Raw genomic sequence first — 19031 nt, 5'->3', positions numbered from 1 at the left:
TTATTTGATTAACGCACCCTACAGGTTTTTAAGGAACAATCAAAACTGGACAAGGGGAAAGATTAATAACGCGACTGGTGACGCTATCAGTTGCACCCTCATCAGTTAAGCCTAAACCCCGACAGCCCATAATAATTAAGTTGGCCTCAATTTCATCAGCCACATCACAGATAGTAAAGGCTGGTTTACCCTGTCTTTCCAGGACTTCGGCTATAATACCCTGCTGGGAAAATAAAGCTTGGGCATTTTCCAGAAGTTTAGCAACGGCCTCTGGAGACATCATGGGATCAGCATTAGGTGCGTCTGGGGCGGCTTCTTCCACCACAGAGAGCAGTATCAAGCGACTGCCATATTTCTGCACAACGTTGGTAACTACTTCGGCAGCTTCCCGTGCAGCGCGACTTTGATCAATTGGAAACAGAACAGTTTTAAACATAGATCACCTCAGCACCCCTCACTCCGGTAAAATCTTGATAGTTATATTCCAAAACCATAACAAAAAGGCAATCAGGAGAGTTTGGCTGTGTCGAAAAAAAGTTTAGCAAGTTTATCTGCTGCGGATGTATCTGGAAAACGTGCTTTGGTACGGGTTGATTTTAACGTGCCTGTGGATGATCAAGGCAGCATTACTGATGATACCCGGATTCGGGCTGCGCTGCCAACTATCCAAGATTTGACCAAAAAGGGCGCGAAGGTAATTCTAGCCAGCCATTTTGGCCGTCCCAAAGGTGTAAATGATAAATTGCGTTTAACTCCTGTTGCTAAACGCCTTTCTGAGTTGTTGGGACAAGAAGTTGTCAAAACTGATGACTGTATTGGTGATGATGTAGCTGCTAAGGTTGCGGCTTTGCAAAATGGCCAAGTGCTGTTATTGGAAAATGTCCGCTTCTACAAGGAAGAAGAAGGAAACGACCCTGAATTTGCGAAAAAATTGGCAGCAAATGCTGATTTTTATGTAAATGATGCGTTTGGTACTGCTCACCGCGCCCATGCTTCTACTGAAGGTGTAACTAAGTTCTTAAGTCCTTCTGTAGCTGGTTATTTGGTTGAAAAGGAATTGCAATATCTACAAAGTGCAATTGAAGAACCTAAGCGTCCTTTGGCAGCTATTATCGGCGGTTCTAAGGTTTCTAGCAAAATTGGTGTAATTGAAACCCTATTAGAAAAGTGCGATAAGTTGATCATCGGTGGTGGGATGATTTTCACCTTCTACAAAGCGCGTGGTTTGAGTGTTGGTAAGTCTTTGGTGGAAGAAGACAAGCTGGAATTGGCTAAGGCTTTGGAAGCTAAGGCAAAGGAACGCGGTGTGGCTTTGTTGCTACCTACAGATATCGTTTCAGCAGATAAGTTTGCGCCTGATGCTAATGCTACTACTGTCCCCATTGAAAATATCCCTGCTGATGGGATGGGTTTAGATATTGGCCCTGATTCTGTGAAGGTTTTCCAAGCGGCTTTGGCTGATTGTAAGACTGTAATCTGGAACGGGCCTATGGGTGTGTTCGAGTTTGATAAGTTTGCTGCGGGTACAGAAGCGATCGCACATACTCTAGCAGAAATCGGTAAAACCGGCACAACTACCATTATCGGTGGTGGTGACTCTGTAGCGGCTGTGGAAAAGGTAGGTTTGGCTGATCAAATGAGCCACATTTCTACCGGTGGTGGTGCTAGTTTAGAGTTGTTGGAAGGTAAGGTGTTACCTGGTATCGCAGCTTTGGATGAAGCGTAATCTGTTAAAGTCCACTAACTAATGACAATTTGAGCAGGGGTGCGGTATGCTGTACCCTTGCCGTTGTCTATAGTTAATAGTTTTAGTAGCACCAATTAGAAAGTATTGAAAAAGATCAATAGTTCAGTATTCTTAATTCTGAAAAAGAAATTAAAGGTTTGAGAGCTATGCTAGAAATAGCAAACTTCAAGGAGAGAGCAAATCATGGAAGAATTACTAGAACTCAGGGAATTAGTAGTTTCTGGCAACCTAGAAGCGGCTCTATCTTTAATTGATGAATTGGAAGAAATGAGCAAAGAAGATAAAATTAATAAAATTTATAGCTATTGTGTAGTGCTTTTAGTTCATTTAATTAAACAACAGGCAGAAAAAAGGACAACTCCTTCTTGGGATGTTTCTATTCGCAATGCTACTGATGCAATTGTTCGGATTAACAAACGCCGAAAAGCTGGAGGATATTACATGAACAAAAAAGAAATAGAGGAAATTTTATTAGAAGCTTATAATCGAGCTTTAGATAATGCAGCCTTAGAAGCCTTTGGCGGAATTTATGATGGATTAACCTTAAGAAACATGGTAGAACAAGAATTAATTATCCAACAGGCTTTAAGTTTAATTTAATATTAAATTACAGTGCGATCGCGTAGTCCCACACATCAAAATATTTTTCTCACCAAATCAACATAGACTTAGTTTTGTTCGCCATCAGGAGATATAAAATGGGAAACAGTCAAAGTTTTATCCGTGTGCTAAGGTGACGAAATAGCTATTGATAAAAACAGTTTTATGGTGAATTATGAAAATAGAAAGTATGCATCTAAAAAACTTTAAAGCTTTCAAAGATGTGGAAATTAAAAAAATTCCTAAAATGTGCGTTTTTGTCGGTGCAAATGGTACAGGTAAAACAACCCTTTTTAATGTATTTAGTTTTTTAAAAGATGCTTTAACTGATAATGTTCATGTTGCCCTCACTAAATTAGGAGGAAGTAAAGGATTTCAGGAAGTAAGAAGCCGCAATTCAACCGGACCAATAGAAATTGAATTGAAATTTCGTATTCCTCAAGGTGAAAAATCCCCCTTAGTTACCTATTCTTTAACAATCAACGAAGAAGATGGTCGTCCTATCATAGAAAAAGAGATTCTTCAATACCGAAGAGGTAGTAAAGGTCAGCCTTGGCGGTTTATTGATTTTTCCAAAGGCAAGGGACAGGCTGTTATCAATGAGCCTGATCAGGTTATAAATGAAAAAGAATTAAAACGAGAAGACCACGAGTTAAAATCTCCAGATATCCTTGCATTGAAAGGTTTAGCTCAATTTGAAAAATTTCCGGCAAGTAAAGCAATTGGTGATTTGCTTGAAAACTGGCATATTTCTGACTTTTACATCCAACAAGCGCGACAAGAAAGGGAATCGAGTTATGCAGAACACCTCTCAAAAGAGGGTGAAAACTTAGCAAGTGTGACAGAATTTCTCTATAGAAGACACCCTGATATTTTCCAGAAAATCATTGAAAAGCTGAAACAACGAGTTCCTGGTATCAGCGAAGTTGATTCAAAAATTACCGAGGAAGGACGGGTATTGCTGCGGTTTAAAGATGGCGATTTTCATGATCCTTTTTTAGCGCGATATGTTTCTGATGGAACTATCAAAATGTTTGCTTATTTAGTGCTTTTATATGATCCTAAGCCTCATCCTTTGCTATGTGTGGAAGAACCAGAAAATCAACTTTACCCTAAACTTCTTTACGAATTGGCAGAAGAATTTAGAGAATATGCACGGAAAGGCGGGCAAGTTTTTGTATCCACTCATTCCCCTGATTTTTTAAATGGTTGCGAACTAGAAGAAGTATTTTGGCTACGAAAAGAAAGAGGTTATACAGTAGTTAAACGAGCAAGTGATGATGAACAAATCACAACATATATGAATGAAGGTGATAAACTTGGTTATTTATGGCGGCAGGGCTTTTTTGAGGGAGCAGATCCGCTATGATAGAGCTTGTTTTCTTACTAGAAGAACCATCTGCAAAAGCAATGATTGAAGGTATCTTACCGCATATAATATTAGAAGCAGATATAGTTGTTCGGTATATTGTTTTTGAGGGTAAACAAGACCTAGAAAAGCAAATGATACGAAAACTTCGAGGGTATAATAATCCTAACGCAACATTCATCATTTTACGTGATCAAGATTCTGGTGACTGCCAAATTATTAAAACCGAACTTCAACAAAAATGCGAAGCAGCAAATAAATTTCAATATATTGTCCGTATTGCTTGTCGTGAACTTGAAAGCTGGTATCTTGCTGATTTAGAGGCAGTGGAAAAAGCTTATAATAAAACCAATCTTTCGGCATTGCAAAATAAAAATAAATTCCGAAATCCTGATAATCTTGAAAGTCCATCAAAAGAATTGCAATCTCTTGTACCTGAATATCAGAAGATAAACGGCTCACGAATGATAGCACCTTTCTTGAATCTGGAAAATACACGCTCTCTGAGCTTTTATTACTTTATCAGTGCAATCAAAAAAATTATTCAGTAGCGATCGCACATACTATAGCAGAAATCGGTAAAGGTACTTGTAGTCTCGCACAACACGCTCAAAAAATATGGATGAGGGTAAGTCCAAGATTTTAAAATGTTTGTTTGTGGTATGATTTTTTTATCTGAATGCTGATTTCGGCGTTCTCAAGATTCCAAAAAAAAGTTCAAAAATTTTAAAAAATAAAAAAAAATTCGTTTTTTAGGGTCGAACCCCATTGACTTTTTCCCCTGAAACTGATATTTTCATAATGGGAATATACGGCTCAAAAAAACTTTCCTCATGCTCAATTATATTTAATATCAATATTTTACCATCTTCGCCGCGACCTCAACCCCAAAAAAACAAAATTTTTTTTGAAAAAACTTATTTTAAATAGCTTAAATAATAATTTTTAGTTATTAATGACCGAAGACAACTCGGTTTTTGCAGATATCCTGTAAATTCTGATCCAGACAATCATATCTGATCGGATGTGATCAGCAATAATCAAATATTGAGGATGAGGAGTTAAGAGGTGATTAAATGCGGGCTTTTGTGACTGGTGGTACAGGTTTTGTTGGTTCTCATGTAGTGCGATCGCTATTGCAGTCAGGATACAAAGTTACAGCTTTGGTGCGTGGGAGTAGCAACCTGGGAAATTTACGAAGTTTAGAAATAGATATTGTCAAAGGCGATTTAAATGACCCGCATATCTGGAAACAGATGCAGGGTTGTAATTACCTATTTCATGTCGCTGCCCATTATTCTCTTTGGCAAAAAGACCGCGATTTACTCTATCGTCATAACGTAGAAGGAACGCGCAATCTGTTAGCAGCAGCCCAAAAAGCGGGAATTGAACGCACAGTTTATACAAGTTCAGTCGCAGCTATTGGAGTCGGAAAACGTGGAAAGGTGGTTGATGAAACCCATCAGAGTCCTGTAGAGAAGTTGGTGGGAGACTATAAAAAGTCTAAATTCCTAGCTGAACAAGAAGCGATCGCCGCAGCAAAACAAGGTCAAGATATCGTGATCGTTAATCCTAGCAGTCCCATTGGGTCTATGGATATCAAACCCACACCAACCGGGGATATTATATTGCGGTTTTTGCGGCGACAAATGCCAGCTTATGTGGATACAGGTTTAAACTTTATTGACGTGAGAGACGTTGCTAGAGGACATTTGCTGGCCTTAGAAAAAGGTAAGTCAGGCGATCGCTATATTCTTGGACATCAAAATCTTAGCCTCAAACAACTACTAGAAATACTATCCGACATCACAGGATTGAAAGCACCGCAAATATCCGTTCCAGCTTTTTTACCATTGAGTGTCGCTTGGATAGAAGAAAAAATCCTTGCACCTATAGGAAAAACCCCCACAGTTCCCATAGATGGTGTCCGCATGGCACAGCAACCAATGTATTATGATGCTTCCAAGGCCGTCCGCGAACTAGGTCTACCTCAGTCCCCGCTGAACGTAGCACTCAAGGAGGCTGTTGACTGGTTTGTATCTAATGGTTATGTGAAGTAGGTGACAGGGAACAGGTGACAGGTGACAGTAAGAAGACAAAAGGCAAGAGTATATAAGAGTATATTCTTCCCAATTACCAATTACCAATTACCAATTACCAATTACCAATTACCAATTACCAACTTAAGTGGTGTTATCAAGAGAGGAGAATAGTTAAATGGCGATTAATCTACAACAAGCAATTGATATCGGAAAGTATTTAGTTACACAACGTCTGTTAGGGCGTAAACGCTTTCCTCTAGTATTAATGTTAGAACCTTTGTTTCGATGCAACCTAGCTTGTACCGGTTGTGGAAAAATCCAACATCCCACAGACATTCTCAAACAAAATCTCACCCCAGAACAGTGTTTTGCGGCTGTGGAAGAATGTGGCGCACCTGTAGTTTCTATTCCTGGAGGAGAACCGTTATTACATCCCCAAATTGATGAAATTGTTAAAGGTTTAGTGGAACGCAAGAAATATGTTTACTTGTGTACCAATGGTTTGTTATTAGAAAAAAGTCTCCATAAATTTCAACCTTCTCCTTATCTAAGTTTCAGCGTTCACCTCGATGGAATGCGGGAATGGCATGATAAATGTGTGGACAGAAAAGGCGTTTTTGATACTGCTGTTCAAGCAATCCGCGCCGCTAAAGCCAAAGGGTTTCGTGTAACTACTAACACGACAATTTTTGAAGGTTGCGATGTCAAAGAAATGCAGGAGTTTTTCGACTTCCTGGAAACTCTAGGAACTGATGGAATGATGATTTCTCCTGGTTACGGTTACGCATGGGCTCCAGATCAGGATCATTTTCTACAAAGAGAACAAACCCGCGCTTTATTTAGAGAAATTCTCACACCTTACACATCTGGAAAGAAAAACTGGAACTTTAATCACAACCCCTTATTTTTAGATTTTCTCATTGGTGAGAAAGACTATGAATGCACTCCTTGGGGTAGTCCTAGTTATAGTGTTTTGGGTTGGCAAAAACCTTGTTATTTGTTGAATGAAGGATACTATACAAGTTTCAAACAGTTGTTGGAAGAGACTGATTGGAGTCAATACGGACGCGCTAGTGGTAATCCTAAATGTGCTGATTGTATGGTGCATTGTGGTTACGAACCAACCGCAGCTATGGATGCTATGCAACCGCAAAATATAGTCCGTTCTATGGGAACTGTGTTTGGTAGGGGGTAATTTTAAGAATGTCGGAATCAGGATTACCTGGATTTAAGGATTTACAGGATAAAATAATAGTGAATCACATTTCATTTTGTTAATCTTCAAATCTAGGAAATCCTGATTTTGATTCATCTGCCATCTTTAATAAAATCTTCAAATTCATCATTTGTTTCATCTTTTTGCCAAAAATTAACTGTGAGGGATTGAATATTAGTAATAATAGGAATTGACTGTTGTTGAAGCAATTTATCTATAGATTGGTTTTCCCATATTTCTTCAAATTTACCAACAGAATAGCAATTAAGATTTGCATCTTCTTGAATATCAATTATTTTGAATTTCATAAATAGATCCATATTTTGTGGTAATCAAATTATATCTCACCAGTGTCTTGATTGATTAAACCTCTATTCTCACCCTTCATTTAAAACCATCATCATCTCGTAAGTTGCCACATTAAATCCATTAGCTTCAAATAACTTCTTGGCAAATTCATTTTGTGCTGCAACTTGAAGGATCAATACTTGTGAACCTAACTTTTTAGCTGCATCTATTGAAGCATTTAACAGTAATTTTCCTGCTCCTAGTCCCCGTGCTGATTCATCAATGTAAATGTCATGAAGCCATGCTGCTGCTGGTGCAATATCAACCAAACTGCTTTCTTCTAACCTTGTAAATGAGTAACCAACAATTTCATCTTCTACTTCTACAACTAACACAACTGCTTTTAGATTGATAATCTCTTCAGCAAAAAAATCAAAAAGCTGTTGTTCATGATTTTCAAATTCAACAAATCTGAAAGGATTGAAATTTTGATGTTGATGAACTAGTTTGATAGCATACTTTGTCACCTCTTGATGATCATTTATGGTTGCTTGTCTAATTGTAATCTTTGAATTTTCCATTTTTTAAATTTGCCTAATTTTATTATTTGTGTAAATTTTAAAACTAATTTATTAAAAATTTGCAAGATATTTTTTCATGATTTTTAAATTAAAATAGATAGATCAGAAAATCCATAGCGATAATTATTGTGATGGGGTATTTAGTATTTAAGGTGCGATCACTAAACTTACACAATCTAGAAAAATGACAGAAGCTAAAAACGTACTCGGTACAAAACTAGAACTTTGCTGCACGTCTCCCATGACCGGATATTACCGTGACGGTTTTTGTAATACAGGTGGTCAGGATTTTGGGATGCACGTTGTTTGCGCTCAAGTGACAGCAGAATTTTTAGAATATACCAAATTCCAAGGCAATGATTTAAGCACACCTGCACCTCATTTTAACTTTCCCGGTTTAAAACCTGGAGATTGTTGGTGTTTATGTGCTGCCAGATGGCAAGAAGCCCTAGCAGATGGTGTTGCACCTCCAGTGGTTCTGGAAGCTACCCACGCTAGAGCTTTAGAAGTTTGTAATTTAGAAGATTTGCAAAAACACCGGGTAATTCTTCAGTAGATGGCTAAAACTATGTTCCCTGAAACTGAATAACCAACCTACACTCCCCAAATATGGCAAAATAAAGAATTGTAATAAGAAAAGTATTGTTAAGGTAATTTAGTGACTCCAACTGCTCAATCTATGGCAAGTGCGCGTCGCGTGGTCTTTCCGTTTACGGCAATTGTCGGCCAGGAAGAAATGAAACTGGCGTTGCTGTTAAACGTGATTGACCCCAAAATTGGTGGTGTAATGATTATGGGCGATCGCGGCACCGGCAAATCCACAACTATCCGCGCATTGGCAGACCTGCTGCCAGAAATCTCCGTGGTTGCCAATGACCCCTTCAGCAGTGACCCCAGCGACCCGGACTTGATGAGCGATGAAGTCCGTCAACTAGTAGCGCAAGGGGCAGAAGTTCCCATAGCTCACAAAAAAGTGCAGATGGTAGATTTACCATTGGGAGCCACAGAAGACCGGGTTTGCGGCACCATCGACATCGAAAAAGCTCTGTCTGAAGGTGTAAAAGCTTTTGAACCAGGACTACTGGCCAAAGCGAATCGAGGTATTCTCTACGTCGATGAAGTCAACTTGTTAGATGACCACTTGGTAGACGTACTTCTAGACTCCGCTGCTAGTGGTTGGAACACCGTAGAACGGGAAGGGATTTCAATCCGTCACCCAGCCCGGTTTGTTCTGGTTGGTTCAGGAAACCCAGAAGAAGGAGAACTGCGTCCCCAACTCCTCGACCGCTTCGGAATGCACGCCGAAATTCACACAGTCAAAGAACCAGCTTTGCGGGTGCAAATTGTAGAACAACGGTCAGAATTTGACCAAAATCCCCCGGATTTTCTAGAAACTTACAAATCCGAACAAGAAGCATTACAGGAGAAAATTGTCAAGGCGCAAGAATTATTACCCCAAGTTAACCTTGACTATGACCTGCGGGTGAAAATTTCGGAAGTTTGTTCAGAATTGGATGTTGATGGTTTGCGGGGTGACATTGTAACCAACCGCGCTGCCAAAGCCTTAACCGCCTTTGAAGGACGGACAGAAGTTACCGTTGATGATATCCGGCGGGTAATTACATTATGTCTGCGTCACCGTCTGCGGAAAGATCCTTTAGAATCTATTGATTCTGGCTACAAAGTCGAAAAAGCCTTTGCTCGCGTTTTTGGTGTGGAATTAGCAGAAGATGATGCTGCACAGAAAAACGGTACTGGTGTAAAAGCTGGGGCGCGTTAGTTTTTGAGGTGATAGGAGATGGGGGAGATGGGGAGCAGGGGGAGCAGAGGAGCAGAGGAGCAGAGGAGAAATATTTTCTTCCTAATCCTTACTTAATTAATTCTTTCTTCTGACTCCTGACTCCTGCCTCCTGCCTCCTGACTCCTGACTCTTGCCTGTTCCCTGTTCCCTGTTCCCTTTTTCTAATAACAAATTATGCGATTGTGGAATTTTTGGGTAAATACCTTGATTTTATCAAGTCAATATAATCCACCGAGATTTATTGAATTATTGATGTTGACGCTGGCGATCGCTATGCTAATAATTGCCACACTTGTACCAGACGAACCTTATTTAGTGCTGGGCTTAAGCTTTGTAGTGGGTTCATCAATGTCAATTTTAGTCCGAGAAGCGATATCTACAACAGATCACGCTCATCCAGCTTCACACCAAAGACGCATCACTCAATTTACAGCCTTACTTCTACTCGGTATCAGCATCTACGGTTTTGCTGATTTAGTTCGTTCACGGTAAAGATAAACATTCATCATCAAGTCTAAACCCTATAGTAACGTTCAAAAATTTAATATTTTTGCCCATAGAGATAATTTTCAGCTTAAAAAAGGGATAAATAAAATAATTCCATCCTTGGTGCATATTCCCTTTGTTTCTATATGACATATTGCCTCAGAATAGCCGACTTACCTGAAAATGAGCGTCCCCGTGAAAGATTGATGACTCATGGCCCGAAAATATTAGCCACTGCGGAATTAATTGCTATTCTGCTAGGAACTGGACAAGGTCCAGGTAAACTCTCCGCCATCGGTTTAGGGCAATATATATTACAAGAATTAGGAAAAAATCAGCGTGATCCCTTAGTCGCGTTACGAGAAGTCACACCTGCTGAATTGATGGAAATTCCCGGTGTTGGTCCTGCCAAAGCCACAACTATTCTTGCTGCCATTGAATTAGGTAAACGTGCTTTTTTATGCCGTCCTGCTGATGGCACAGTAATTGACAGTCCCATAGCTGCGGCCGCAACCCTCAGTCAAGACCTGATGTGGCAAAATCAAGAACGTTTTGCCGTCTTACTTTTAGATGTCAAAAATCGGTTTTTGGGGACAAAAGTAATTACTATAGGTACAGCCACGGAAACTTTAGCTTCTCCCCGTGATATTTTTCGGGAAGTCATTCGACACGGTGCAACACGGGCTATAGTTGCCCATAATCACCCTTCTGGTAATTTAGAACCAAGTGAAGCAGATATAGAATTAACACGGCAATTATTAGCAGGGGCGCAACTTTTAAATATTCCCCTATTAGATCATTTAATTTTAGGTAATGGCACTCATCAGAGTTTGCGAGAAATTACAACCTTGTGGGATGATTGCCCCCAAGGGGATTGATAAAGAGGAAAAAGTCCCATGACTTATGCACTATCAAAACTTCTCACCTTCGAGGATTTTATTACCCAGTACCGCGATAATCCCCGCTATGAATTGGCTGACGGAGAATTAATTGATATGGAACCCACAGGACCACATGAAGCCGTCGGTGGGAAACTAGCGACTAAAATAGGTGTTGCTATTACTAACGCCCAACTACCTTGGTTTATTCCCCGCACTTGCCTGATTCGTCCCTTGGCTGATGCCATCACCGCCCGTAGACCTGATATTGTTGTCCTAGATGAAACTGTTCTTCTCAGTGAACCCTTATGGGAACAAGAACCAGTAATCACTCATGGTCGTTCAGTTAAACTCGTTGTTGAGGTTGTTAGTAGTAACTGGGAAACCGACTATGCCCGCAAGGTTGAAGAATACGCTCTTTTAGGAATCCCTGAATACTGGATAGCAGATTACCGAGGATTGGGTGGTGTTGCTTTTATCGGCAGACCAAAACAGCCGACTTTCACAGTTTGCCAGTTGAGTGGTGATGACTATAGCCAGCAACAGTATCGTCTTGGTGAATCCATCATTTCTGGAATTTTACCCAATCTAGAACTTCGATTTGATGACATTCTACCTCGATGAATGATACAGCGTCTTCTCAGTGAATTGGGATAGCTTCGTTTCAGTGGTGAACCAACACCGAGAGTACCCAGGACGAACAAGCTAAGAATGGGAGGTGATGATGGTTGCAGAAAAATTAATGTCTAGTTCAGTATCTTCAGATCCAAAATTTTCAGCATTTGGTACAAATGGAGGAGCAGAAAACACTTCTAAATAACTCGGTGTGGGCAAAAAACTAGCGAAAAACGGACTAGAATAGCTCCCACTAGCAGTAGAATATCCAAAACCGTCAACCGTTAACTGTGGACTATTCAGACTAATTAAATTGTCAATATGATAAGGTTCGTTTCCTGGTATTGCAGTCCCAGCAGATAGTAGACCAGTAATCATTTCACCATTTCTTGTCCCAGTAATTCCAGTAATTAGGTAAAAACCTAAATCGTCAGGTTTATCATTAGTGGTGAAAGTACCGCTTGCCGTTACGCCAGTAGTAGAATAATTCCAGTTCCAACTTAAAGCTGAGGCGGTTTGCATTGTCCCCAGAACCAATCCAAATGTGGCAATAAGGAATGTGATACATAGTAGAGCTAAATTTTTCACAGAGGTATTTAGATTTGTAAAACTTCGCCCAATCTATAGACAAATATTAACATTAAACCTCGTCTAATTTGGGATTTTGGATTGATGCCACCGATAAATCTCAGGGCTTGTACCAACACAGCACAGCTATACTAGAAATGGTGGCAAGTTAAAATTACACCAATGACTGAACAACCCAACACGGACTCATTAAAGACACCAACTGATGAAACAAAACCCAAGTCAGACAATGATTCTTGGAAAACCCGCATCACTGGTGTTGTCAACAAAACTACAGCTAAATTAACCCAACTCCTACCTGTAGACCAAGTAACACAGACTGTAGGACAATGGTTTAGTGTGAATGATGCCCAAGTTGCAGAGATTTTAGCAACTATCCGCACTCAGTTACCCACTACAGAAGCTTTATTGATAGGGAAACCCCAAGCGGGTAAAAGTTCTATTGTCCGGGGTTTAACAGGCGTTTCGGCGGAAATTATCGGACAGGGTTTTCGTCCTCATACTCAAAATACCCAACGTTACGCTTATCCTTCTAATGATTTGCCGTTGTTGGTTTTTACTGATACGGTGGGTTTGGGAGATGTCAATCAAGATACAGAAACTATTATTCAAGAATTAATTAGTGATTTACAAACAGAAACTACAGGGGCTAGAGTTTTAATTCTCACTGTTAAAATTAATGATTTTGCTACTGATACTCTGCAAAAAATCGCTCAGAAATTGCGTCAGCAATATCCCAATATTCCTTGTTTGTTAGCAGTGACTTGTTTACATGAAATTTATCCAACGTCAATAGAAGATCATCCCAATTATCCACCAGATTTTGCGGAATTAAACCGAGCTTTTACAGAAATAAAAAATAATTTTGCGGGTTTATATAATAGTGCAGTTTTAATTGATTTTACTTTAGAAGAAGATGCTTATAATCCCGCATTTTACGGTTTAGAAGCACTGCGAGATAATTTAGCTGAACTTTTACCGGAAGCTGAATCAAAAGCAATTTATCAATTATTAGATAAACAAGCGGGAGAGAAATTAGGTAATATTTATCGTGATGCTGCAAGACGTTATATTTTACCTTTTTCGATTATGGCAGGTACTTTAGCTGCTGTACCTTTACCTTTTGCCACAATGCCTGTTTTAACGGCTTTGCAAGTCTCAATGGTGGGACTTTTGGGTAAATTATATGGTCAGACGTTGACACCATCTCAAGCTGGGGGTATTGTGAGTGCGATCGCAGGTGGTTTTATCGCTCAAGCAGTAGCACGGGAATTAATTAAATTTATCCCTGGTTTTGGTAGTGTGATTGCTGCATCTTGGGCAGGTGCTTATACATGGTCTTTGGGTGAAGCTGCTTGTGTCTATTTTGGGGATTTAATGGGTGGGAAAAAGCCCGATCCTCAAAAGATTCAAAATGTGATGCAAGAGGCTTTTGAAGGGGCAAAGGAACGGTTTAAGGGGATAAAAAGTTAGAAATTAAAGAATTTAGGAGACAAGAGTACAGAAAAAAATGCTAGTATTTTTGTATGGCAGTTATAACTGTTGAATTAACAAAACTATAAAGAGCATTTTTCTAAAAGGCGATCGCTAGGACACTATAACCAAATATGACACCGGATGAACTCACACAACTCATAGCTAATGGTGAAACTTTGACTGTAGAGTTTAAGAGTGATTCTGCGTGGCTTAGTGATAAACATTCATTAAGTGATAAAGATTTATTAGAAGCAGTGGTTTGTCTAGCTAATACTAGTGGTGGTACATTATTAATTGGTGTAGAAAATGATGGCAAGATCACAGGTTTACATAAAAATCATTTAAAATATCCTCCTAGTTCTTTATCTGCAATGGTGGCAAATAGAACTGTACCACCATTAACTGTAGATGCAGAAATAATTAATTTGTCAGAAACACCCATAGCAATAGTAAAAGTACCACCAGCTACGCAATTAGTAGCAACCAGTGATGGACGAACTTTAAAGCGAATTTTAAATACTAAAGGTGAACCTGAATGTAGACCGCTATATCCCAGTGAAATAAATAGCTGGTATGCAGATAGAGGTCAGCGTGATGTATCAGCAAGGGTAATGTCTGGTACTAATTGGAATGATTTAGATCCATTAGAATTTGTCCGTTTAAGAAGATTATTAACTGAATATAGGGGTGATACATCCCTTCAAGATTTATCTGATTTAGAGTTAGCAAAAGCATTAAATTTAGTACGTGGAGATGATGCAACTCCCACCCTTGCAGGTTTATTAATTGTTGGGAAAGAAACGGTTATTAATGAACATATTCCCACCCATGAAGTAGCCTTTCAAGTTTTACGAGGTCAAGATGTTGCTGTTAATGAATTTTATCGTTGGCCATTATTGCGTATTTTTGAAAGACTGATGGAAGCATTTAGTTTGCGAAATGAAGAATATGAATTAACTGTTGATTTATTTCGGGTTGGAGTTCCAGCTTATGACCCCCGCGCATTTCGTGAAGCTGTGAATAACGCACTTACCCATCGGGATTATAATCGCATGGGAGCAGTTCATATTCAAATACATGATGATTCTTTAATAATTAGAAATCCAGGGGGTTTTGTTGAAGGAATTAGATTAGATTCTTTATTAATTAGTGGACCATTACCAAGAAATCCATCACTTGCGGATATATTTAAAAGAATAGGTTTAGTAGAACGTACTGGTCGGGGTATAGGACTTATTTATTCTGGTCAATTAAGAACTGGACATCAATTACCAGATTATTCAGCAACTACTAATATAAATGTTGCTGTGCGTTTACCTGGTGGTGATGCTGATTTAGAGTTTGTGAAAATAATATTATCTGAAGAAAAACGCCAAAAAAGGCAGATGAATTTAGATGAATTAATACTACTCAATTATTTGTGGCAAGAAAGAGAAATAAATCCTACTGAAGCCGGAAAGCTGATACAAAAAGGAGAAATACAGGCTCGTCATTTACTTGAGCAATTAATGGAAAATGGTTTAGTAGAACGCATCAAAACTGCGCGACAGAGAGAATATCATTTGAGTGCTTCTGTTTATCGTCAAATGGGTCGTTCATCAGCATATATTCGCCGTCGTGGTTTTGACGAACTACAAAAAGAACAAATGATTGTACAGTCTATTAAGACTAATGGTAGTATAACAGTGAAAGAGACATCAGAACTGTGTCGTATTAATACTAATCAAGCAAAATATCTATTAAGAAAACTTGTTAATCGCCTAATTCTAAAGAATATGGGTATAGGAGGACGTAGTGGATATTATATTTTAAATGAAGATGAAAATATATCTACCAACTTACTAGAAAATACTCCAGAAATGGAAAAAGATAATCATAAAAATAATAAAATTATATCTTCTGATATGCAAGAGAAATCTAAACAGATAAAGCAAACAAAATCTGAACATTCAAAACAGCTTGAACTTGATTTATTTCAAAACTTTGATAATGAACCATAAATATTAGTTATTACTCATCCCTATTCCTACACTCTCTCCCGTGCAGGTGGAACAATTTTAAACCTATTCAACCCCGCATCAATATCTCTTAAAACCTGAAAATCATCCTCCGGTAAAGGATAACTATTACTATTAAATAAACCCCCACTGGGATATTTTTCTAAAAAAGAAAACGCCTTTCTAAATTGTTGTGGTTCGGCTTTAATAGGTGCATCAAAATGACAGGGTATTATCCATTGAAAATCCCATTGTGCAACTTTATCAGCCCAATTTATTGTTTCCTGGGGTGCGCGATTTAATATTAAACTCTGCAAAACCGGCGCTACAAATATCCGTCCATCTCCCCTTAACGCTTCATAAGACCTTTCCCAGTCTTTGCGCCATTGGAAGGGGAAAAAGCCAAAATATGTTTTTAGGGTGCGTTCTGGGGCTTTCCAGGCATCTGTAAATACATCTTTCCACTTGGGTACATCTACCACACTGGGCTGAAAGTAAAAAGCAAATAAGGTGATGCGTTGCCATCCTTTGCGGCGATTTTCTGCTGTATCGGCTACGATATCATAGGCTTTATCTTTGGCGTGATACAGTAAGGGGTAAGGATCGAGTTGGACGATCGCAGGTGGTTCTGCTGGTACTGAAACTATGGTATCTGTAAGTAGGAGTGTGTGCGATCGCTTGTGGAAAAAAGCTACCTCTGCAAACTTACCCGGACCTAAATCAATTGCTCCCAGTATCGCATAATCAAAATCATTGGCAAAAGGCGTTTTTTGACTGTCTTCTGGTAATATTTGTGTGCGGTTTCCTGGTAAACCCAACCAACTCAAAGGTAAATTGAGCGGAAAACTCCATTGTTCCGGTGCAACAAAAACCTGTGCATTAGTAAAGCATCGCGCAAATGGTCCGACAAATACTTTATGTTCTATCCCCGATATCGTTGGCAAAATAATATACTTAACTTCACCATGTTCTGCTACCAACTCATTTACTAACCGAATACATTCTCCTGTTGGTGCGACAGGTGCATAAACCAGCAGACCGCCATTTTCTAACTTTACCACTGTCATGCGAATCGGCACAACCACATAAAAAACCCCCTGCATTTGGTCAAACGTCCAAATCGTATCCTTTATTACTTCTTTGCGGATAGTGCGACGTTTACCGTAGGGATAAAGGGGGACAACAGGCCAGAACCTCCATAAATAGTCCTGGGGGTTGACGTTTTCTATATTGATTGTACCTTCACCTTGACTCACAGTGCGATCGCTCCCCATAACCAATACTCTAATCTTTCACAAATTTGGAGTTTAGCAAATTATGGAACTAATAATTTAATTTTGTCATAAATGAAAGTAGGATAATAATAAAGCAGATGGAGAACTGCTATGAATGTAACTACTGTCAAATGGACTATTAAAGATTATCATCAAATAATCGCTACAGGTATTTTAGCAGAGCGTAATGTTGAATTAATTAATGGAGAAATAGTAGAAATGTCCCCAGAGGGAGAATATCATGCTTATGCTAGTGATGAAGCAGGAGAATATTTAATTTATTTATTAGGACAAAAAGCAAAAGTTCGTCAAGCTAAACCAATTACTATCCCAGAAACTAATTCAGAACCAGAACCAGATATTGCTATTGTTCAACGTTTAGGAAAAGATTACCGAGAACATCATCCTTATCCAGAAAATATATTTTGGGTAATTGAATATTCAAATTCTAGTTTAACTAAAGATTTGGAAGTTAAAACTAAAGTTTATGCAGCCGCAGGTATTCCCGAATATTGGATAATTAATTTGCGGACTATGGAATTGATTGTTTTTCGAGTTCCGACTGATGCTGGTTATCAAAGTCATGAAATTTTCAAAACTGGTGAAATTCGCTCTTTGGCTTTTCCTGATGTGAGTATTTCTGTTGAGACGTTATTGGGAGTGTGATAACAATTTTAACTCATACTAAATGAGAATTTAAGTTTAGGTATTCCACTGGAGTTTAAACGCTGCGTAATAATATTTACTACTTCAGTATAAGACATATTATCTTTTGTTCCAAATGGAATATCTGTTTTCCACTTTCCATTTAAAGTTATGCTAATTTTAGAAGGTTTTAAAGTGGTTCTAGCAGAAACATAATATTTATCTATGTAACCTTCATTTGGATTAAGTTCTACTTTAATAAAGTCTAATAAATATTCTTCCAGCAATAACCAAAACGCTTTATCTGCTTGAATTTTTAAATAAACTGCTTCATAAGGAAAGTTCTCTAAATCATTTTTTTGATTTATTAGACCTTTATTACCATATATAATCTGAGAATAATGACCTGGTTTTCTTAAATCACCATATAAAAAAGGTTTGATATAAACTGTTATATAGGACTCCTATTTGATTTTTGAACAAAACTCAGTACACCTTTATATTCTCAAATCCTCTTGCCTTTTGCCTCTTGCCTTCCTACATAGGAAAATTCAGGAATCAAACCGGATGCCTATATTTTTATCTGAGTTGGACTTACGCAACTGGCATATTAGTAGGGTGCGACAGACTTCATAAATCCTGTAAATAAACAGATATTTGATATCTGACGCACCATAAAATAGATGTTTGGTGTGACACGTAAGTCCTAAATTCATTTCAGCAAGGAGAGAAAATTATGACAACCAAGGAATTATTAATACAAGAAATAAATTCAATGTCAGAAATAGAGCTTATAGAAACACTAAATATTGTCCGAACAATTAAACAAAAACAGTCTAAACCTCCTCATCGTCCAGGATCAGGAAAATCTATTCTTCGTCATGCTGGAAAGTGGGTTGGTGATGATCTTAAAGAATGTTTAGAAATAGTACAATCTTGCCGTGGGTTGGCTGAATTTTAATGATATACCTTCTAGACACAAATCACTGTAGCTCTATTATTTTTGGGGATTCTAGCATTATTACAAAGATAGAATCTGTTGGTATTGCTAATGTTGCAATTTCAGCTATTACTGAAGGTGAGTTATTATATATGGCTGAGAATTCTACATTAATAGTAGATAATTTGGCTATAATTGAGGAATTTTTAGAAGATATTCCTGTTTATGATGTGAATAGTGATACAAGTAGGATTTATGCCAAGCTAAAAGCCAAAATTATGGATTGTTTTGGTCCCAAAGAACGAAAAAAACGGCGAAAGACCCGAATACATGAATTAGGTATAAGTGAGAATGATTTATGGATTGCGGCAACTGCTATTGAAAATTATCTCACAGTTGTTTCCGCAGATAGAGATTTTCACCGTATCCAACAAGCTTGGGATTTTCCTTTAGAAAATTGGCATGATTTATTGGATAGTTGATAGATA

The 19031-nt window shown here is 38.5% G+C and carries 22 protein-coding genes; 16 read left to right on the top strand and 6 right to left on the bottom strand.

All coding sequences use genetic code 11. The features are described 5' to 3' along the window. Positions 1–28: 28 nt before the first annotated feature. Positions 29–436 carry a universal stress protein gene (locus ACLLO5_RS00180; protein ID WP_413173481.1) on the bottom strand — a complete coding sequence of 136 codons (408 nt, stop codon included), beginning with the start codon at positions 434–436 and terminating at the stop codon, positions 29–31. Between the two features lie 87 nt (positions 437–523). Here ACLLO5_RS00180 and ACLLO5_RS00175 point away from each other — a divergent pair, with 87 nt between their 5' ends. The 6 genes from ACLLO5_RS00175 to hpnH all read left to right on the top strand — a co-directional run bounded on the left by ACLLO5_RS00175 (position 524) and on the right by hpnH (position 6953). Further along, positions 524–1726 carry a phosphoglycerate kinase gene (locus ACLLO5_RS00175; protein ID WP_413173480.1) on the top strand — a complete coding sequence of 401 codons (1203 nt, stop codon included), beginning with the start codon at positions 524–526 and terminating at the stop codon, positions 1724–1726. A gap of 204 nt (positions 1727–1930) precedes the next feature. Further along, positions 1931–2347, top strand: a complete 417-nt coding sequence (locus ACLLO5_RS00170) for a DUF29 family protein (RefSeq protein ID WP_413173479.1) — start codon at positions 1931–1933, stop codon at positions 2345–2347. Between the two features lie 175 nt (positions 2348–2522). Further along, positions 2523–3716: an AAA family ATPase gene (locus ACLLO5_RS00165; RefSeq protein ID WP_413173478.1), complete on the top strand. Its 1194-nt coding sequence runs from the start codon at positions 2523–2525 to the stop codon at positions 3714–3716. Then, positions 3713–4267 (top strand): DUF4276 family protein, encoded by a 555-nt coding sequence (locus ACLLO5_RS00160; RefSeq protein ID WP_413173477.1) that lies wholly within the window; start codon positions 3713–3715, stop codon positions 4265–4267. Before ACLLO5_RS00165 ends, ACLLO5_RS00160 begins: the two co-directional genes overlap by 4 nt. Positions 4268–4792: 525 nt before the next feature. Then, on the top strand, positions 4793–5776 hold the full coding sequence (hpnA, locus tag ACLLO5_RS00155) for a hopanoid-associated sugar epimerase (RefSeq protein WP_413173476.1): 984 nt from the start codon (positions 4793–4795) through the stop codon (positions 5774–5776). Between the two features lie 157 nt (positions 5777–5933). Then, entirely contained in the window at positions 5934–6953 is a 1020-nt protein-coding gene (gene hpnH / locus ACLLO5_RS00150; protein ID WP_413173475.1) for an adenosyl-hopene transferase HpnH, read from the top strand. A 113-nt stretch (positions 6954–7066) separates the two neighbouring features. On the opposite strand, the gene ACLLO5_RS00145 is transcribed toward hpnH, so the two are convergent. Together ACLLO5_RS00145 and ACLLO5_RS00140 are read right to left on the bottom strand one after the other, a co-directional pair. Continuing rightward, on the bottom strand, positions 7067–7282 hold the full coding sequence (locus ACLLO5_RS00145) for a hypothetical protein (protein ID WP_413173474.1): 216 nt from the start codon (positions 7280–7282) through the stop codon (positions 7067–7069). A 69-nt stretch (positions 7283–7351) separates the two neighbouring features. Beyond that, positions 7352–7843, bottom strand: a complete 492-nt coding sequence (locus ACLLO5_RS00140) for a GNAT family N-acetyltransferase (protein ID WP_413173473.1) — start codon at positions 7841–7843, stop codon at positions 7352–7354. A gap of 184 nt (positions 7844–8027) precedes the next feature. Here ACLLO5_RS00140 and ACLLO5_RS00135 point away from each other — a divergent pair, with 184 nt between their 5' ends. The 5 genes from ACLLO5_RS00135 (at position 8028) to ACLLO5_RS00115 (ending at position 11632) form a co-directional block, all read left to right on the top strand. Next, complete coding sequence (locus ACLLO5_RS00135; RefSeq protein WP_413173472.1) at positions 8028–8399, top strand: DUF2237 family protein; 372 nt, start codon at positions 8028–8030, stop codon at positions 8397–8399. Positions 8400–8501: 102 nt separating this feature from the next. Then, entirely contained in the window at positions 8502–9623 is a 1122-nt protein-coding gene (bchI, locus tag ACLLO5_RS00130; RefSeq protein ID WP_413173471.1) for a magnesium chelatase ATPase subunit I, read from the top strand. A 195-nt stretch (positions 9624–9818) separates the two neighbouring features. Beyond that, on the top strand, positions 9819–10136 hold the full coding sequence (locus ACLLO5_RS00125; RefSeq protein ID WP_413173470.1) for a hypothetical protein: 318 nt from the start codon (positions 9819–9821) through the stop codon (positions 10134–10136). Between the two features lie 140 nt (positions 10137–10276). Beyond that, the gene (radC, locus tag ACLLO5_RS00120) at positions 10277–11008 is read left to right on the top strand and encodes a RadC family protein (RefSeq protein WP_413173469.1); all 732 of its coding nucleotides are present in this window, start codon (positions 10277–10279) and stop codon (positions 11006–11008) included. Positions 11009–11026: 18 nt separating this feature from the next. Next, positions 11027–11632 carry a Uma2 family endonuclease gene (locus ACLLO5_RS00115; RefSeq protein WP_413173468.1) on the top strand — a complete coding sequence of 202 codons (606 nt, stop codon included), beginning with the start codon at positions 11027–11029 and terminating at the stop codon, positions 11630–11632. A gap of 81 nt (positions 11633–11713) precedes the next feature. On the opposite strand, the gene ACLLO5_RS00110 is transcribed toward ACLLO5_RS00115, so the two are convergent. After that, entirely contained in the window at positions 11714–12145 is a 432-nt protein-coding gene (locus tag ACLLO5_RS00110) for a PEP-CTERM sorting domain-containing protein (protein ID WP_413173467.1), read from the bottom strand. 228 nt (positions 12146–12373) lie between these two features. Here ACLLO5_RS00110 and ACLLO5_RS00105 point away from each other — a divergent pair, with 228 nt between their 5' ends. Further along, positions 12374–13684 (top strand): YcjF family protein, encoded by a 1311-nt coding sequence (locus tag ACLLO5_RS00105; protein ID WP_413173466.1) that lies wholly within the window; start codon positions 12374–12376, stop codon positions 13682–13684. 134 nt (positions 13685–13818) lie between these two features. Continuing rightward, on the top strand, positions 13819–15687 hold the full coding sequence (locus tag ACLLO5_RS00100) for an RNA-binding domain-containing protein (protein ID WP_413173465.1): 1869 nt from the start codon (positions 13819–13821) through the stop codon (positions 15685–15687). Between the two features lie 26 nt (positions 15688–15713). Here the strand turns inward: ACLLO5_RS00100 and ACLLO5_RS00095 are convergent, their stop codons facing one another. Next, on the bottom strand, positions 15714–16958 hold the full coding sequence (locus ACLLO5_RS00095) for a DUF4336 domain-containing protein (protein ID WP_413173464.1): 1245 nt from the start codon (positions 16956–16958) through the stop codon (positions 15714–15716). Positions 16959–17069: 111 nt separating this feature from the next. Between ACLLO5_RS00095 and ACLLO5_RS00090 the strand changes: the two genes are divergently transcribed. After that, positions 17070–17624 (top strand): Uma2 family endonuclease, encoded by a 555-nt coding sequence (locus tag ACLLO5_RS00090; protein WP_413173463.1) that lies wholly within the window; start codon positions 17070–17072, stop codon positions 17622–17624. Between the two features lie 8 nt (positions 17625–17632). Here the strand turns inward: ACLLO5_RS00090 and ACLLO5_RS00085 are convergent, their stop codons facing one another. Next, positions 17633–17890, bottom strand: a complete 258-nt coding sequence (locus ACLLO5_RS00085; RefSeq protein WP_413173462.1) for a hypothetical protein — start codon at positions 17888–17890, stop codon at positions 17633–17635. Between the two features lie 449 nt (positions 17891–18339). Here ACLLO5_RS00085 and ACLLO5_RS00080 point away from each other — a divergent pair, with 449 nt between their 5' ends. Together ACLLO5_RS00080 and ACLLO5_RS00075 are read left to right on the top strand one after the other, a co-directional pair. Continuing rightward, positions 18340–18564: a hypothetical protein gene (locus tag ACLLO5_RS00080; RefSeq protein WP_413173461.1), complete on the top strand. Its 225-nt coding sequence runs from the start codon at positions 18340–18342 to the stop codon at positions 18562–18564. Then, positions 18564–19025: a type II toxin-antitoxin system VapC family toxin gene (locus tag ACLLO5_RS00075; protein ID WP_413173460.1), complete on the top strand. Its 462-nt coding sequence runs from the start codon at positions 18564–18566 to the stop codon at positions 19023–19025. Before ACLLO5_RS00080 ends, ACLLO5_RS00075 begins: the two co-directional genes overlap by 1 nt. Positions 19026–19031: the final 6 nt, after the last annotated feature.

The organism is Anabaena azotica SJ-1, assembly GCF_047275885.1.
Classification (GTDB): domain Bacteria; phylum Cyanobacteriota; class Cyanobacteriia; order Cyanobacteriales; family Nostocaceae; genus Trichormus_B; species Trichormus_B azotica_A.
This window is presented reverse-complemented; position numbering and strand designations above follow the sequence as displayed.

Excerpts from the sequence above, each read along its gene's own strand:
- ACLLO5_RS00075 (WP_413173460.1), top strand. The coding sequence starts at position 18,564 with ATGATATACCTTCTAGACACAAATCACTGTAGCTCTATTATTTTTGGG.
- ACLLO5_RS00080 (WP_413173461.1), top strand. The coding sequence starts at position 18,340 with ATGACAACCAAGGAATTATTAATACAAGAAATAAATTCAATGTCAGAA.
- ACLLO5_RS00115 (WP_413173468.1), top strand. The coding sequence starts at position 11,027 with ATGACTTATGCACTATCAAAACTTCTCACCTTCGAGGATTTTATTACC.
- ACLLO5_RS00135 (WP_413173472.1), top strand. The coding sequence starts at position 8,028 with ATGACAGAAGCTAAAAACGTACTCGGTACAAAACTAGAACTTTGCTGC.
- ACLLO5_RS00095 (WP_413173464.1), bottom strand. The coding sequence starts at position 16,958 with ATGGGGAGCGATCGCACTGTGAGTCAAGGTGAAGGTACAATCAATATA.
- ACLLO5_RS00140 (WP_413173473.1), bottom strand. The coding sequence starts at position 7,843 with ATGGAAAATTCAAAGATTACAATTAGACAAGCAACCATAAATGATCAT.
- ACLLO5_RS00090 (WP_413173463.1), top strand. The coding sequence starts at position 17,070 with ATGAATGTAACTACTGTCAAATGGACTATTAAAGATTATCATCAAATA.
- hpnH (WP_413173475.1), top strand. The coding sequence starts at position 5,934 with ATGGCGATTAATCTACAACAAGCAATTGATATCGGAAAGTATTTAGTT.
- ACLLO5_RS00180 (WP_413173481.1), bottom strand. The coding sequence starts at position 436 with ATGTTTAAAACTGTTCTGTTTCCAATTGATCAAAGTCGCGCTGCACGG.
- ACLLO5_RS00170 (WP_413173479.1), top strand. The coding sequence starts at position 1,931 with ATGGAAGAATTACTAGAACTCAGGGAATTAGTAGTTTCTGGCAACCTA.
- ACLLO5_RS00110 (WP_413173467.1), bottom strand. The coding sequence starts at position 12,145 with ATGCAAACCGCCTCAGCTTTAAGTTGGAACTGGAATTATTCTACTACT.
- ACLLO5_RS00100 (WP_413173465.1), top strand. The coding sequence starts at position 13,819 with ATGACACCGGATGAACTCACACAACTCATAGCTAATGGTGAAACTTTG.
- radC (WP_413173469.1), top strand. The coding sequence starts at position 10,277 with ATGACATATTGCCTCAGAATAGCCGACTTACCTGAAAATGAGCGTCCC.
- ACLLO5_RS00165 (WP_413173478.1), top strand. The coding sequence starts at position 2,523 with ATGAAAATAGAAAGTATGCATCTAAAAAACTTTAAAGCTTTCAAAGAT.
- hpnA (WP_413173476.1), top strand. The coding sequence starts at position 4,793 with ATGCGGGCTTTTGTGACTGGTGGTACAGGTTTTGTTGGTTCTCATGTA.
- ACLLO5_RS00105 (WP_413173466.1), top strand. The coding sequence starts at position 12,374 with ATGACTGAACAACCCAACACGGACTCATTAAAGACACCAACTGATGAA.
- ACLLO5_RS00145 (WP_413173474.1), bottom strand. The coding sequence starts at position 7,282 with ATGAAATTCAAAATAATTGATATTCAAGAAGATGCAAATCTTAATTGC.
- ACLLO5_RS00125 (WP_413173470.1), top strand. The coding sequence starts at position 9,819 with ATGCGATTGTGGAATTTTTGGGTAAATACCTTGATTTTATCAAGTCAA.
- ACLLO5_RS00160 (WP_413173477.1), top strand. The coding sequence starts at position 3,713 with ATGATAGAGCTTGTTTTCTTACTAGAAGAACCATCTGCAAAAGCAATG.